Raw genomic sequence first — 15,325 nt, 5'->3', positions numbered from 1 at the left:
AAATTACAAGTTGACTTGCGGATAAATCGCCCGAGTTGTTTCGTCAATTTCGCTCTTAAGCTGTGGGAACGGCACACCTTCACGTGCTGTAATGCCCTCAAAAATCCAGAATACTCGCTCAGAATAACCCCAACCACAAGCCGGCGGCATTCCATATTCCAACATCTCAACGTAATCAATATCAAGCATCATCGCCTCTTCATCACCAGCGTCACGCATTTGCTGCTGCTCAAGGAAACGATTCAGCTGGTCAATCGGGTCATTCAACTCAGAGAATCCATTGCCCAATTCCGAACCAGCTATCACCGGCTGAAAACGCTCCACCGTCTCTGGATTTTCCGGATTAGTCTTTGACAACGGACTAATAAACTTCGGCGTATTCACCAACCAAACCGGACCAGCAACATCTTTACGAATATTCTTCCATAATTTATCAATGCTGCGCGGAATAGAGTCAGTTTTTTCGACTTCCAAATTATATTCTTTCAGCTTAGCGGCAACCTCTTCAATTGTCGTGTTATAAACGTCGATTCCGTAGTGCTTGCGAATAACTTCAGCATAATCCCAGACTTCCCACTCGCCGCTCATATCAACGTTGAATTTGCCCAATTGGAATTGCAAAGTACCAAAAGTCTTCTGAAGCACATCTTTATACATCGACTCCATGAAACGCATTCCCTGCTTCCAATCCCAGTAAGCCGCGTACCACTCCATAGCAATATGCTCCGGCAGATGCTCGTCCGAATAATTTTCATTACGAAAACGCGGACCGAGGTCATAAACTTTTTCAAATCCAGCGCCAATCAGCCGCTTCAACGGTAATTCGTGGCTAATTCGCAAATAAAACTGCTGATCGCCCAGCGCATCCATATGCGTCACAAATGGGTTCGCGTCCGCACCGCCAGTGGTGTGTTCCAAAACAGGAACATTAATCTCGATAAACCCATGACTATTCAAATAATCTCGCGTTGCTTGCCAAAACTTACTTCGTCGAATGAATCGCTCGCGAACTTCAGGATTGACATTCATATCAACATAACGTCGACGCAAGCGCTCTTCCTTATTCTCTAATTTTTCCGGCATTGGCCTTAATGATTTAGTCAACAATCTAAGTTCGCGTACACCAACGGATTTTTCACCTGTTTGCGTGGTGGTCATTACGCCCTTCGCCTCGATAAAATCGCCCGTGTCCAGCAATTTAAGCTGTTTCATTCCAAGCACACCGCGCGCAGCATCTAATTCCGCCACGTCATCACGCTGCAAGTAAAGCTGCACGTCGCCAGATTGATCGCGTAATTTAATAAATGCTAATTTACCAAAACTGCGAATAGACGCTACACGGCCCGCAACAACAACTTCCTTACCAGCTAACTCATCGTACTTAGACAAAACCTCAGCACAAGTGTGAGTTCGTTCTGATTTTGCTGGATATGGTTCAACGCCTAATTGACGTAACGTTTCCAGTTTTCGTAGTCGTTCATTGCGATAATCTTGAAGTGTAGCCATAACAGAGATAATTATAGCACATTATATGCGGTAAATCCCGCCGGACTTAAGATATCGACTTAATAATGTAAGTAATTTCGGCTTTTGGCGTTTTAATCGTTACTTCATCACCAATTTTCTTACCAATCAATTCTTTGCCAATTGGCGACTGGTCTGAGATTCGTCCAGCCAATGGATCAGCTTCAACTGGTCCAACCACTGTGTAAGATACGGTTCTTTCTGGGCATTGCAATTCGACCGTACTACCCAAACCAACGCTTGAGCTGCCGTTGGATTTAATAATTTCGGCGTTCTGCAGAATATCTTCAATTTCCAAAATTCGCGTTTCCACCAAGCCTTGCTCTTCGCGTGCAGCGTCATATTCCGCGTTTTCGCTCAAGTCGCCAAAATCTCGCGCTGCCGCAATTTTCTCGGCAATCTCGCCACGTCGCCCCTTCAACTCTGCCAATTCTTTTTCTAAATCAGCCTTTCCAGATTCTGTAATTTGATAAGTTTTTTTCATAAAAATTTCCTCCTCTACTGTATGTAGTGGTATTAGTCTTACGATCTACACTAAATATAGTGTTTTTAATTAGTCTTAATTAAGTCTATCTGAGTATATCAATCGCTATTTATTATGTCAATATAATCAGCCCTACCGACTAAGGCAAAAATCCATCAATTGTTGATGATCCATTTTTCGCGTTTCGCCAGTTGCTCGTTCCGTCAATTCAAACAAGCCATCACCGTCAATCGCTCGATCGCCAATTGTTATCCGCCACGGCAATCCCATTAACTCAGCATCGGCAAATTTCACGCCTGGACGCTCATCACGATCATCAAGTAGCGCGTCGACGCCACTGTTAGCCAGCTCGTCATAAAACTTACCTGCTAGTTCCTGACCTTTTTCACCAATTGCAACAATATGAACCTTAAACGGCGCAATATTCTCTGGCCAAACCAAACCTTTATCATCAGCGAACTTCTCAACAATCACGCCCATAACTCGCGTAATTCCAATGCCATAACTTCCCATATAAGCGTATCGCTCTTTACCTTCGGCGTCGGTGAACACCAACTTCATTTCTTCGGATTTCTGCGTACCGAAATTAAAGATATTGCCAACTTCAGCAGTTTTCACTTTTTCTAACTCACTACGATCAACGCCAAGCTCCTTGACCGCCTCGTCCAAAACTTCTTCATTAACAGCAATATTTTTACCGCGATGAAGATAAATATAATCCTCGCCAGCGTCGCAAATAGTCTGAAACTCATGGCTAAACTTCGTGAAAGCGCCACCAGAAGCAAACGTCACATATGTTTCATCGCCAATCCCAAATCGGTCATAACAACGCTTATACGCCTCAATAACCGAATTGTAATAACTATCCAAACTCTCCTTACTGTCGTGAATCGAATACATATCCTTCATCACAAATTCACGACCACGCATAATTCCACTCTTAGCGCGAAGCTCGTTTCGCAATTTATTCTGAAATTGATAAACGCTAATTGGCAAATCTTTGTAGCTCTTTAAGTAATTACGGAGAAGATCGACAATCGGCTCCTCGTGCGTCCAACCAAAGCCAATGTCTGTGCCGTCTTGCAACTTAGACTTAAACCAAACGTCGACCAATTCATCGCTCCAGCGACCAGTTTCTTGCCACAATTCCTTTCGCTGCAAAGTACTCATCATCAATTCCTGGCTATTAACCTTGTCCATTTCCTCGCGAACAATTTGCTTGATATTCTCAAGAACTCTCAAACCCAACGGCAAAAACGAATACACGCCCGCCATCGTTTTATGCACGTAGCCAGCACGAATCAAAAGCTGAGCATTTCGCGCAACCTCGCCAGCTGGCGCCTGCTTCAAAGTCCTAGTAAAAAGTTGTGTCATTCGCATATTTTTCTCCTTTACATAAATATAAATGGCAATAACGATTCCGTCTGATTAATTGCGCCCGTATTGATAAACAAGAAATAAAAAGCTATTCCGTTTTTCGCCATATGCATCATAATCGGCACCCAAATTGCGCCAGTGTATTCCCTGGTCGCACACATCACTAGGCTTAAAGTAAATGTATCAACTGCCACCGCCCATTGCAATGGCGAATCCGGACCAACCCAAAGATGCGCCGCGCCAAATGCTATGCTCGTTACGATAATTGATAGCCAAACCGAGAAAGAATTGCGCAACTTGCCATAAAGATATCCGCGATACAAAAGTTCCTCAACAATTGGCGCCAGCACCACCAACACAACAAATGCCATGATAAATTGCCAATGGGTCGCCAACATACTCTGACTGAACGGTATGATCTGCTTTTGTTGCATATCCACTAAGAAAACAACTCTGGCGATACTCATCGTGACCATTGTTAGCAAAAAGTACGCCACGAAAGCAAACGGAGAAATGAATATTTCCAAAAACGTTGGCCAGTCATTCACGCCCAAATTGCTCAAAGTTGTTCGGCGCTTCTTAACCAAAAACGGCACACCAACCACGACAATTAGCGACAAAATATATACGACAACCGAAAGCACCGTGTTAAAAATAACTGGATTCACAGAATTGAGTGGCACGCCGATTTTTATCAAAGCACCGACCGCCAATGAAACAACAACTTCCACCGCCAAAAATACGCCATAAACCCAAGCTGGGAGCGCCAAAATCAGCCACCATTTGCAGTTTTTTAATTTCTTAGAAGAGCTTTCCAACATCACTGATCGTCACCAAAATTGTTAAGATTAATAGAATTAGCATACCGGTTGCCTGAATGTTTTCTTCACGCTCTTTCGTCAGATCTTTCTTAAATAAGCGGAAAATTGTCATCGTGAACCAGCGACCGCCGTCAAGCGCTGGGATTGGTAAAATGTTCATCACCGCCAGCGTCAGCGAGATTAACGCCGCCACGAAAATGATGTACTCAATTCCAGAACTGACAACTGACGGGAATAATACGCCCAGTATGCCAATTGGTCCTGCTACGCTCCCGCTAACAGATGCCAAATCAGCTCGTGCAGATTCTTTTGACTCCGCGGAACCGAATATTTGCCCAATTGATCCATGTACGGTTTTTACTAATAGCACACCAACGCCTTTGATCGTTTCGTATGACAATTGTCCAGTAGTCGCCACACCCACAATAGGCGCCGACCATGTGCTATACATTTTCTCCGTCTGCCCCGGAATAACGCCCAAATATCCGCTTCCCTTCACGGACTTTTCATCATTAAGCTGGACGTCAACAGCTAACTCTTTGCCGTCACGCTTGTACTTGACGTTGATTTTTTTGCCAGCATTCTCTTTCGTTACAATTGGCAATTCTCCCGCCTCTGTAAGCGACTGACCGTTTATCCCAATCAGTTCGTCATTAACCTTAAGTCCAGCTTTATCAGCAGGCGAACCTGGCGTAACTTTCGCTATCGCCACCGGCGAACGCCTAACCTCTGTGTCAAATGGCAATTGGACTTGGTTCGACAGGATTTTCGGCATGCCAATTATCGCAAGAATCGTGAACAAAACAATTGCAGTTATCCAGTTCATCATAACGCCAGCCAGCAGAATCTTCGTCTTCACCCAAAATGTCGATCCGCCATATGTGCCCTCGCCTTTCGCGGAATCGTATTCACCTTTCAATCTGACAAATCCACCAAGCGGCAGCCAATTCAGACTAAACGTTACGTCCTCACCCAAGAAACTTCGCTTTACTTTCCATTTTTTTGCAGCAGGCGGAAATCCGATTCCGAACTCTTCAACCTTAATGCCGTTTCTCTTGGCGACAATAGCATGACCTAATTCATGCAAAACCACCAATAAAATGAGAACAAATAGCCCTAAAAGTACTCCCCAAATAATCATTTTCCAAACCGCCTATTCCGATTAGCATATTCCTCTAAAATTACCGACACGTCATCCGTTGTCATGTCTGGCCAATTTTTCTCAATAAACATCAACTCACTGTACGCTGATCGCCACAACATAAAGTTGCTGAGCCGCTGTTCACTAGAAGTTCTAACAATCAAATCGCACGGCGGCACCTCTGGCGCGTATATATTTTGAGCAATCAACTCGGGCGTAATTTCCTCAGAAGAAACTCCAGATTGAACAATTTTTTTAACCGCATCAGCAATCTCCAAATGTCCGCCATAATTCAAACATAAAACCAATTCTCCATTTTTCAGATCGGCGGTCTTTTCCTCAGCCTCGTCAATCGCTTTGATCAATTGATCCGACAAGCCTTCCCTGGACCCAACAACCCTCAAGCGAACCTCGTTTTCGATAAATATCGGCAGGTCAGCCTTCAGTATGTTCAATAGCAATTTCATCAAATGTCGGACTTCTTCCTCTGACCGCTTCCAGTTTTCCGTACTAAACACGTAAGCGCTCGCGTATTTCACACCCCGATGAAGGACCTCCAACGCCACGTCTTTTAGCGCGTTATAGCCCGCCAGATGTCCTTCGTATGTCGGCAAGCCATGCTGTTTTGCCCACCGCCGATTTCCATCAACAATAAACCCGATATGCCGCGGCAAACTCACATTTTCACTCATTATTCGCCCTCCATTCATCAATTAACTCAACATCTCGTACGTCTTTTTCACGTCCACGCCAACTCTTCCATTTGCGCAGAAATTCCAAATCAACAAACCTCACGCCATCATATTCCACCGCGTAATCAAGCAAATCATCATAGCTAACAGCCTGCCCATCAAAAACCCAGCCATCCCAAACTTCAGCCGAACCGTCATCTTTTACAAAATAAAAACGCTGATTATCGTCAAACTTTTTAAGCCAATTGCCACTTTCCTCAGAGAGCTTTTCCATCAAATCAGAACTCACCGCAAGATCAATATCACTAGCTGTACGAATCCCCAATTGATCCAAAATCCCGCTACCAATAACAATAATTTGATCCAACGGCAAGTTCAACGCCTTCACTTTGTCGGCAAAAGTTTCGCTCATTAAACTGTTAAGACGTCCTTTTCTTTCGCCTTAAACGCCTCGTCGATTTGCGCCTGCATCTTACTCATTAAGCCGTCAATTTCTTTCTCTACACGCTTCAAATCGTCTTCGCTCAGCTCTTTGTTGTCCTTCATTCGCTTAGCATCCTTAAGAGCATCCTGGCGAATATTACGCATCGCAATTCGAGCCTCTTCAACCTTCTCGCTAACCTGTTTCACCAGTTGATGGCGACGCTCTTCAGTCAAAGCTGGGACTGGAACGCGAACCACTCGCCCATCGTCAGACGGATTAAAACCTAGACTTTGATTATCGCGAATTGCAGAAGAAATTGCTGTAATATTACTCGGGTCAAATGGCGTAACTAACAGCATTTGTGCCTCTGGAGCGGTTACGTTTGCAACCTGATTAAGCGGCATTTTCGAGCCGTAAGCCTCAACCATAACGCCGTCAAGCATTCCAGCGTGCGCCCTGCCCGTTCGCACCTTCTTCAATTCATCTTGAAAAAAGCTAAACGCTGCGTTCATTTTTTCTTCATAAGGGTTTGTGTCGAACATATTTCCTCCAATTTATCTATCCGTTATTATATCAAACTTCAAGCGTCTTGTCTGCTAATTTTGCCTTACGCCCCGTGCTATAATAACAGAGTGATTTCTAAGATTAAGCTATACAATTTCCGGTCTTATCATCTACACGAAGCGACTTTTAGCAATTCTGGTACGGTAATCGTTGGGCCAAATGGCACCGGCAAGACGAATCTGCTCGAGGCGGTTTATGTAGCGCTACGTGGCAGTAGTTTTCGGGGCAGCCTTAGCGATTGTATGACACTGAATGCCCCACAAACAATTGTTCATCTGGAGGGCGATTTCGGCGAGCGACGCATTAAGCTTGATTCAATTTCCGGAAAAATCAACAAAGAATTCATCATCAATGACAATAAATCAAAGGTCTTAACCAGAAAAAACCGCTTGCCCGTCGTTTTGTTTGAACCAAGCGAACTAAGATTAATTTCCTCTTCACCGTCCCGACGGCGCGACTTTCTGGATGGCTTAATTGCCCGACTTGACCCCAAATACGACACGGATTTAAGAGCTTTCAATCGCACTCTTTTACAGCGCAACGAGCTCTTAAAATCCCACCAAGAAGACTCATCAATTTGGCGCGACAACCTGTTTGCCTGGGACATAAAATTTGTCCAATACGCGACCAACATTGCCCAAAAACGAGCCAAATTTCTCCAGATAAGCGAGCCCCGCATAAAAAATTTATACGAATCTTTGGCAGGAAAAGACACGCAACTGTCCATTGAATATGGCGCTATTGTACCTCTGGAAAATTACGACCAAGCCCTACTTAATCGCTTAGGAAAATCCCGCGAATATGAAATAGCAACCGGTTTTACTTCAGCTGGCCCACACCGTGAAGATTTCACAATTTTCCTCCATGATCAGCCCGCTATTAAAGTTGCTTCACGCGGCGAAATGCGAACTATTATGCTGGCGTTCAAATTATTAGAACTAGAACTTCAAACAGAAGTCAGTCAATCTCGACCGCTAATTCTACTGGACGACGTTTTTTCTGAATTAGACGCCACTCGCGAAAAACTCCTCCAAGAAACCATCCAAAATCACCAATTCATCGTCACCACGACAGATGCGCGCCACCAAAAAGACGGCTGCTCAATAATTTCCACACAATAAAATCCGCCCTCTCACATGAAGGCGGATTTATTTATTCTACTCGACCCCTGCTTACTCTACAGGTCGCTCATTAGCCATTTGTTTTGCTAATTTATTCCTATGCTTTATAAGAGCCTGCAGTGCCACGGATTGCTCTCTAGCAGCCTGCCAGGCCTTTGGATTTTCTCTAGACTCCTCTGAAAGTTTAAACAGCTCTTCTCTAGCAGCAATAACGTCCATCACAGCTTTGTCTAACTGTTCAGTAGTTGTTTCTGGATTGGCCTGATTTACATCAGTCTCTTTGTCATAGGCTCCCTCCAAAACACTCCATTCAGTTGTTGTATCAGGAGAAGGATCTTGATTTTGGCTTAATATTTCGCTCATATTATTCCTTTTCGTTTCTTTACGGCTATATACCGCTTTTTTAATATGTACTAATACTAGCACGTATTTGTAATATTGTCAATATACTTGTGGTAAATATTGACAAAATAAAAAATCGACCGCATCGCTACGGCCGACTTCTTCTCTGCGTGAAAATCTATTCGCTTACGCCCAGCTCGATTCGCTTGAATTGACGAATAACGATGTTCTCACCTAATTTCGCAATCGCTTCCTTAATGTGTTGCTCAACAGTCTTAGAGTCGTCCAAAATGTACGCCTGGCTCATAAGAACCTGCTCAGCAAAATGCTTCTTCAATTGACCTTCAACGATCTTTTCGCGCATTTCTTCAGGCTTGCTTGCCAAAGATTCGCTCGCCATAAGCTCAGCTTTAACGCGCTCCATTTCCTCTGCTGGAATGTCAGCTTCAGAAACATACTTTGGGCTCATCGCTGCAATTTGCATAGCAACTTCGTGCGCCAACGTCTTAAAGTCGTCAAGTCGAGCCACGAAGTCGGTTTCGCAGTTTACCTCAACGATAACGCCAATTCGGCCAGAGTGAACGTAGCTCTCGATCAAACCTTCACGGGCTTCACGATCACCCTTCTTTTCAGCTTTTGTCAAGCCTTTTTTGCGCATAGCTTCCAAGGCTTTATCGAAATCGCCCTCAGCTTCAACCAAAGCTTTTTTAGCGTCAGTCAAGCCTACGCCAGTCAATTCACGCAATTTTTTGATATCGTCAACAGAAACGCCCATCCTATTTCTCCTCTTTTTTAGCTGGTTTTTCTTCAGCCTTTACACTACCTGCACCTTCAGCAACTGCTGCGGTGAAGTAATCTAATAGCAATTGAATACCCTTAACAGCGTCGTCGTTACCTGGAATTACGTAATCAATTCCTGTTGGGTTAACGTTGGTGTCAACAATTGCAAATACTGGTACGCCCAAAGTTTGAGCCTCGCGAACTGCATTTGCGTCGGTCAATGCGTCAACCACAACAACAGCGCCTGGCTTGCCCATCAAATCCTTGATGCCGCCATATTTCATATTCAAGCTGTCGATTTCCTCTTGGAAACGCTGCACCTCAAGCTTATTGTAACGCTTTTCCAAGTCACCTGAAGCCATTCGCTTTTCAAGATTTTTCAGCTTCTTAATTTGCTGAGCAATAGTTGAACCGTTAGTCAACATACCACCAATCCAGCGCTCAACTACATATGGCTGGTTGATCTTTTCAGCTGCTTCACGAACAACATCTTTAGCTTGCTTTTTAGTGCCAACGAACAAAACCTTGCGACCTGATGCAGCAATCTTTGTCAATTCTGGCAAAGCCTTATCCAAAGCTTCAACGGTCTTAGTCAAGTCAATAATGTGACTATCCTGACGCTTACTGTGAATATATGGCGCCATCTTTGGGTGCCAGCGGCTGGTTTTGTGTCCAAAATGAACACCTGACTCCAGCAAAGCCTTAATGTCTACCTTGACAGACATTCTCTTCTCCTTTTGCCTCATCCGCCCACGATTTGGAGTGTGGAGCGGATTGTGTCATTAAAATTAGTTACTTGGCAATTATACCACTATTCTTCATCAGGAGCAACTACCTCTTGACGAGACTTAATAAATTTTTCCAATTCCTCTTTAAGTTCTTTTTTTTCTAAACTAGTATCTAGAGGCGAATTTATAGAAGACACCCTTTTAATATCGCAGCACTTAATGAACTCAAAGTATTCAATTCCATTACCTGAAACGACAGCACCATAAGTACTAGTCTTACGGCTAAAATCTTCCATGGTCATAGGCGGAGTTGGTTCGCCAGTTACGTTTGCCGATAGCTTAAAGAATAACAATGCGACTTTCTCTCCCAAACGGCCCCCATCTTCTATATATCCGTCAAAGGCTACGACCGAAGTATGAACGTCCAGCGGCATCTCCCTGTATGAATCCTGAATTACTTCGTGCGGATTAAATAATTTTGCAGTTACTTCCTTAGGCTTACCCGGTGTCTGCATAACTCCAATCCCAAACTCCTCGCCAACTAGCGCCAGCATACGCTCTGACTCCCCCGAATTATATAGCTCAAAAGATTCGGTTTTATCGGGATTTTCTAATATCGCCCCTAACTCTTTTGCTATTGCCAATTCCTTAGAGCGACGAAAAGCTTCTCCCGCTAAACGGCTCAACAAGCCAGTACACTTACTCTTATCATATATCAAAGAGCCATTTTCCATAACACATACTCCTCTTAAATTAGCGTATCTCATCTATAATTATGCGCTACTTTTTACAGATACGTCAATATGTCCGCACACCCTTTCGATAAATATTGCAATGCCTGCGGTTTTCTGTTAAAATACCAAGGTTATGAAAAGCAGTATTCACCCACAGAACTATCGCCCTGTCGTATTTAGCGACGAACAAGCGGGCTTCGCGTTCTTGACTCAGTCGACAGCGCAAACAACCGAAACCATCAAATGGGAAGACGGCAACGAATATCCATTAGTTAAGGTTCACATTTCATCAGCTTCACACCCATTCTTTACTGGTGAGGAAAAGATTATCGACACCGAAGGTCGTGTTGATCGCTTTAAGGCTCGTCAAGCAGCCGCTGAAGCTCGTAAAGCAGCTTTGGCAAACAAAGCAAAGAAAGCTAACGCTAAAAAAGCAGCTAAAACTGATTCTCCAAAATCAGATAAAAAGACTAAATAATCTAACAAATTAGTCCGACAACTCAAAAACCGCTCAAATCACTGGGCGGTTTTATTTTACACTAGTTCAATCTGACAATACTTATCTCGCGACATAATATTTCATGGTCTCCCCGCATCTTTGCGGCACATAAGCGGTGAGCGCCGTCACCTTGCAAAGTCAAAAATACTCCGCCGTCAGAGTCTATGACAACATCTACACTGCGTATTGGAGGACTAGTTTTCGGATCCATTTCTGCGTATTGTCTAATAATATCGCGGCTACTTTTTCCACCTTTCGATTCCGACACTCGCCCTTCTCGCCAATCTTTAATCATCGGTGCAGCCACAAATAATTCAACCGGCAACGGAATATCAGATCCCGAAATCGCTCTCATATCAGGCCACTCACCCTCATATATAGATATTTTCGTTTCACTGGCAATATTATCTTTAATTAATTCATTTAAATCACGTAGTGAAACTGGCTTCGCTATTGGATGAGCGTCAATCTCAAACAAACTCTTCACAATCAAATCAACTCTCGGATCGTTTGCTGGGATATCCTCTGGAAGGCTTTCAATACACTGCACCAGTTCAGATGACTTTCCAACGTCGCAAAGCGCCAACTTATCAGTATTTTCGTAAACCAAATCACGCGAATCAACCTTGCATTCTTTCATTATGACCATATAATACAATACTAGGAAACATTTGTCAATGTATGATATAATTTTATAGATATGGCGAAGATTTCTTTAGATATGGATTCTCTGAAAAATGAACGAGCTGATTTGAGCAATTTTTTAGCGCAACCTGATGCTTACAGTTCACCAGATTTTACGGTAAAAAACAAACGATTTTCAGAATTAGAAACGCTTATCTCCAAAGGCGAAGAGCGAGAAAACCTGGAAAAAAACTTAGTAGAAGCCAAAAAGTTAGCAAACGAAGGCGGCGAGCTGGCTGCCCTGGCGAAGCTTGAAATTACTGAAACCGAAGCTCGATTGACCGAATTAGAAGAAGAATTGTTCATCCTACTTACCCCGAAAGACCCCAACGATGAGAAAAATATCATCATGGAAATCCGCGCCGGTGCGGGTGGCGATGAAGCGTCATTGTTTGCGGCGGAACTATATCGTATGTATCTACGTTGGTGCGAATCTAACGGCTATAAAGTAGAACTAATTAGCGAATCAGCCAACGATTCTGGCGGCTATAAAGAAGTTATTTTCATGATCAAGGGCGACGCGCCATACTCTAAATTGAAGTTTGAAGGTGGCGTACACCGAGTTCAACGAGTTCCAGTCACTGAAAGCCAAGGTCGCGTCCACACTTCAACCGTAACAGTGGCGGTTTTGCCAGAAGCAGAAGAGGCTGACATTGAAATAAATCCGAACGATTTGCGAGTTGATATTTACCGCTCCAGCGGACACGGCGGACAGAGCGTGAATACCACAGACTCAGCAGTGCGAATCACCCACTTGCCGACTGGAATGATAGTTACAAACCAAGACGAAAAATCGCAAATTAAAAACCGCGAAAAAGCCATGAGCGTGCTTCGTTCGCGATTACTGCAGATGAAAATTGACGAGGAAAACGCCAAATTAAGCGCCGAGCGACGCTCGTTGGTTGGAACTGGCGACCGCTCGGAAAAAATCCGAACGTACAACTTCCCGCAAGACCGAATCACCGACCACCGCATCCACTACAGCCGCAGCAATATCCCCGCTGCAATGAACGGGGATATCGACGATTTGATTGAAAATCTACAGAGATATGAGCGTGAACTGAAAGCTCAGAATGCTAGTAATTAGTACAGCTTACGCGGCTCAGCAGACTCCAATAATTCTGCCAACTTACCTATCTCTTCCACACCAACAGGCTGACGATTCAGCCCCATTTGTTGCTCTAATTTATCATTCTCTATTTCATTGTTACACCTATCAACCATACGTATTATGATGATACCTTCGGGGCGCAGTACTCTCTTTAACTCTCTCGACCGCTCAGCAATATTGTCATCGTACCTAAAAACCTGATCATCTTCTATATAATAATCATGCGTCTCTTTACTTCCCTCATTCCACTCCATAATTGATATGGATCGTTCTTTATCTCCATTATCAAGCAGAGCGGATTCCACACTGACCAATACATAAGATCCGTCTTTTTGAGGAATTTCTAATAAAACTTGCGATTTTACCCGATCCATCGATTCAGTATGATCGTAAGTTTTCGCATCTCCCGCGAATCTAAGTAATGTCAACCAAACCAGATCATCAAATTCCTTTGCCGCCCGCAACTTTTCTTCGGTCGTCAGTTCAAGATTAAATCCTTCTGCAAACTCCATTTGTTTTGCGGCTTCACTACTATGCGTATTATTTGGCAATTCCATTATATATTCATCTCTTTCGCTAATGATATGAAGCCTATAATACTCTCTCTCTTGATTTATCAATACTTTTTACCATTTTTCTCAGTTTTTGCAAGCGTTTTACTTTTTACATTCCATAGATATATGTTATAATTAGCTATATGATTATCTCTGAATGGCTAAAAATTGCCGCAAAATCCTTAAAAATAGCAAACATCCCGTCCGCCAGATTAGACGCTGAATTAATATTAGCCAACACTTTGCGGAAAAACCGTACTTACCTACACGCTCACCTGGACGAAGAAATTGACCCCAGAAGATTTGATATCGCAAATGCCAGATTAGACCTAAGATTAGACCGCGTGCCAATCGCCTACATTCTGGGCTATAAAGAATTTTACGGGCGTAAATTCACCGTATCTCCATCTGTTTTAATTCCCCGTCCTGAATCCGAAGATCTAATTTCACTGTTCTTAGAACTGACCGCCAGCGAAATTGCCGAAAAAGTTTTAATTGACGTTGGCACAGGGTCTGGCTGTCTGGGAATTACTGCCAAATTAGAGAGGAGCAACTTGTCGGTAATTTTATCCGATATCAGCAAACCAGCCTTAAACATTGCAGAAAAAAATGCGAACGCCTTAAATGCGGACGTCCATATTCAACAGCAATCATTACTTAATGGCCAACTCAAACCAGTCGACTATATATTTGCCAATTTGCCTTACGTTGACAAAAATTGGGACGTGTCGCCAGAACTTCAATACGAACCAGGTATTGCGCTTTTCGCCGAAGATGAAGGACTGAAATTGATATTACAATTGATCTCACAAGCACCACGATGTCTCATCTCGGAAGGTTTGTTATTTATCGAGGCGGACCCCCAGCAGCACAATAGAATAATTAACGAAGCCGTGAAAAATGGTTTTGTAAGAGAGAGAGTTCTCAATTACATCCTAGTCCTGCGTTTCACTGGTGTCCAAGATTAAATTACTACAGAATTTAAGAACACTAGCATCACTAAGATAATTCCGATAGTAAGAATCACCGGAGCGGATATGTCTGAAAATCGAATAGCTTTGTGTTTGCTGTAAGACTGATAAGCTTTACTGACAACAAGCGAAAATAGCAATAAGATTATTGTAACTTGTGAAACACCGCCAAATAATGACTTTCCGTAGCTATAAGTCCAATAATACGACAGCCAACCCAGCTCAGCAAAGATGAGTCCCCAGATTGCCGAAAGTAAAACCGTCTGTTCTTCGTCATAGCTGTGTAGGAAATGGCGCGCAGAACTATAGCCGATCAAGAACATCATAATAACAACTACAGAAACTGGCCACTCGTACGACACCACCATCAGAGCAGTTACACCGACGAAAATAGCGATCAACGACTGCATGGCGACCTGCCAGCGCTTAGACATCGGCTTAATCACGACCAGCCAAATTGCATATAATATCGCCAACGCTACACGGAAATAAAACACTGACGTAGGTAGATACATCAGACCAACAACACCAATTCCGACCGTTAAGTCAACCAAGTTAGCCTGAATGTTTGCCCACCAAAAACGCGGACGAACAGCAATTATGCGCCATTTACTCAGCACGACAAGTGCTAATGCTGGAAACGGGGTCTGAAATGCTTGAGCAATAACAAGCAATGCAGCCGCCAAGCCAATATTTAAGACATAGTAAACCAATTCGCTCCAAAACGTTCTTCGTTTAACAGTTTTCAGTAACTCCATAACTTACTCTATTATA

The 15,325-nt window shown here is 43.4% G+C and carries 19 protein-coding genes; 4 read left to right on the top strand and 15 right to left on the bottom strand.

The annotated features are described in order from the left end of the window. Positions 1 to 3: 3 nt before the first annotated feature. The 8 genes from LRM44_RS01690 to frr form a co-directional block, all read right to left on the bottom strand. Positions 4 to 1,506, bottom strand: coding sequence for a lysine--tRNA ligase (locus LRM44_RS01690; RefSeq protein WP_243804374.1), 1,503 nt, complete (start codon positions 1,504 to 1,506; stop codon positions 4 to 6). Positions 1,507 to 1,552: 46 nt separating this feature from the next. Further along, positions 1,553 to 2,008, bottom strand: coding sequence for a transcription elongation factor GreA (gene greA / locus LRM44_RS01685; protein ID WP_243804372.1), 456 nt, complete (start codon positions 2,006 to 2,008; stop codon positions 1,553 to 1,555). Between the two features lie 132 nt (positions 2,009 to 2,140). After that, on the bottom strand, positions 2,141 to 3,382 hold the full coding sequence (locus LRM44_RS01680; protein WP_243804370.1) for an aminoacyl--tRNA ligase-related protein: 1,242 nt from the start codon (positions 3,380 to 3,382) through the stop codon (positions 2,141 to 2,143). Between the two features lie 17 nt (positions 3,383 to 3,399). Then, entirely contained in the window at positions 3,400 to 4,206 is an 807-nt protein-coding gene (locus tag LRM44_RS01675; protein ID WP_129634813.1) for a CPBP family intramembrane glutamic endopeptidase, read from the bottom strand. After that, a complete protein-coding gene (locus LRM44_RS01670) occupies positions 4,187 to 5,347 on the bottom strand; it encodes a M50 family metallopeptidase (protein WP_243804368.1) in 1,161 nt (386 codons plus the stop codon). The genes LRM44_RS01675 and LRM44_RS01670 overlap by 20 nt, the downstream gene beginning before the upstream one ends. Beyond that, a complete protein-coding gene (gene uppS, locus LRM44_RS01665; protein ID WP_243804366.1) occupies positions 5,344 to 6,039 on the bottom strand; it encodes a polyprenyl diphosphate synthase in 696 nt (231 codons plus the stop codon). Before uppS ends, LRM44_RS01670 begins: the two co-directional genes overlap by 4 nt. After that, positions 6,032 to 6,451: a hypothetical protein gene (locus tag LRM44_RS01660; protein ID WP_129634675.1), complete on the bottom strand. Its 420-nt coding sequence runs from the start codon at positions 6,449 to 6,451 to the stop codon at positions 6,032 to 6,034. Before LRM44_RS01660 ends, uppS begins: the two co-directional genes overlap by 8 nt. Then, on the bottom strand, positions 6,451 to 7,005 hold the full coding sequence (gene frr, locus LRM44_RS01655) for a ribosome recycling factor (protein ID WP_129637019.1): 555 nt from the start codon (positions 7,003 to 7,005) through the stop codon (positions 6,451 to 6,453). Before frr ends, LRM44_RS01660 begins: the two co-directional genes overlap by 1 nt. A 90-nt stretch (positions 7,006 to 7,095) precedes the next feature. On the opposite strand from frr, the gene recF reads away from it, so the two are divergent. Further along, positions 7,096 to 8,148, top strand: a complete 1,053-nt coding sequence (recF, locus tag LRM44_RS01650) for a DNA replication/repair protein RecF (RefSeq protein WP_243804364.1) — start codon at positions 7,096 to 7,098, stop codon at positions 8,146 to 8,148. Between the two features lie 51 nt (positions 8,149 to 8,199). Here recF and LRM44_RS01645 read toward each other — a convergent pair whose 3' ends face one another. From LRM44_RS01645 to LRM44_RS01630, 4 genes are all read right to left on the bottom strand, one after another. Next, a complete protein-coding gene (locus tag LRM44_RS01645) occupies positions 8,200 to 8,511 on the bottom strand; it encodes a hypothetical protein (protein WP_243804362.1) in 312 nt (103 codons plus the stop codon). A 157-nt stretch (positions 8,512 to 8,668) separates the two neighbouring features. Continuing rightward, positions 8,669 to 9,265 carry a translation elongation factor Ts gene (gene tsf, locus LRM44_RS01640; RefSeq protein ID WP_243804360.1) on the bottom strand — a complete coding sequence of 199 codons (597 nt, stop codon included), beginning with the start codon at positions 9,263 to 9,265 and terminating at the stop codon, positions 8,669 to 8,671. A 1-nt stretch (position 9,266) separates the two neighbouring features. After that, positions 9,267 to 9,995, bottom strand: coding sequence for a 30S ribosomal protein S2 (gene rpsB, locus LRM44_RS01635; RefSeq protein ID WP_164999874.1), 729 nt, complete (start codon positions 9,993 to 9,995; stop codon positions 9,267 to 9,269). Between the two features lie 86 nt (positions 9,996 to 10,081). After that, positions 10,082 to 10,732 (bottom strand): hypothetical protein, encoded by a 651-nt coding sequence (locus LRM44_RS01630; protein ID WP_243804358.1) that lies wholly within the window; start codon positions 10,730 to 10,732, stop codon positions 10,082 to 10,084. Positions 10,733 to 10,865: 133 nt separating this feature from the next. Between LRM44_RS01630 and LRM44_RS01625 the strand changes: the two genes are divergently transcribed. Beyond that, positions 10,866 to 11,210, top strand: coding sequence for a type B 50S ribosomal protein L31 (locus tag LRM44_RS01625; protein ID WP_129636941.1), 345 nt, complete (start codon positions 10,866 to 10,868; stop codon positions 11,208 to 11,210). 61 nt (positions 11,211 to 11,271) lie between these two features. On the opposite strand, the gene LRM44_RS01620 is transcribed toward LRM44_RS01625, so the two are convergent. Beyond that, a complete protein-coding gene (locus LRM44_RS01620) occupies positions 11,272 to 11,871 on the bottom strand; it encodes a hypothetical protein (protein WP_243804356.1) in 600 nt (199 codons plus the stop codon). A 60-nt stretch (positions 11,872 to 11,931) separates the two neighbouring features. Here LRM44_RS01620 and prfA point away from each other — a divergent pair, with 60 nt between their 5' ends. Further along, entirely contained in the window at positions 11,932 to 13,002 is a 1,071-nt protein-coding gene (gene prfA, locus LRM44_RS01615) for a peptide chain release factor 1 (protein ID WP_232736378.1), read from the top strand. Here the strand turns inward: prfA and LRM44_RS01610 are convergent. After that, positions 12,999 to 13,583 carry a hypothetical protein gene (locus LRM44_RS01610; protein WP_243804354.1) on the bottom strand — a complete coding sequence of 195 codons (585 nt, stop codon included), beginning with the start codon at positions 13,581 to 13,583 and terminating at the stop codon, positions 12,999 to 13,001. The two genes, prfA and LRM44_RS01610, sit on opposite strands and share 4 nt — an antisense overlap. A 140-nt stretch (positions 13,584 to 13,723) precedes the next feature. Between LRM44_RS01610 and prmC the strand changes: the two genes are divergently transcribed. Next, the gene (gene prmC / locus LRM44_RS01605; protein WP_243804352.1) at positions 13,724 to 14,548 is read left to right on the top strand and encodes a peptide chain release factor N(5)-glutamine methyltransferase; all 825 of its coding nucleotides are present in this window, start codon (positions 13,724 to 13,726) and stop codon (positions 14,546 to 14,548) included. Here prmC and LRM44_RS01600 read toward each other — a convergent pair. Beyond that, positions 14,545 to 15,309: a hypothetical protein gene (locus LRM44_RS01600; protein ID WP_243804350.1), complete on the bottom strand. Its 765-nt coding sequence runs from the start codon at positions 15,307 to 15,309 to the stop codon at positions 14,545 to 14,547. The two genes, prmC and LRM44_RS01600, sit on opposite strands and share 4 nt — an antisense overlap. Between the last annotated feature and the right edge of the window lie 16 nt (positions 15,310 to 15,325).

Source organism: Candidatus Nanosynbacter sp. HMT-352, assembly GCF_022819385.1.
Classification (GTDB): domain Bacteria; phylum Patescibacteriota; class Saccharimonadia; order Saccharimonadales; family Saccharimonadaceae; genus Nanosynbacter.
This window is presented reverse-complemented; position numbering and strand designations above follow the sequence as displayed.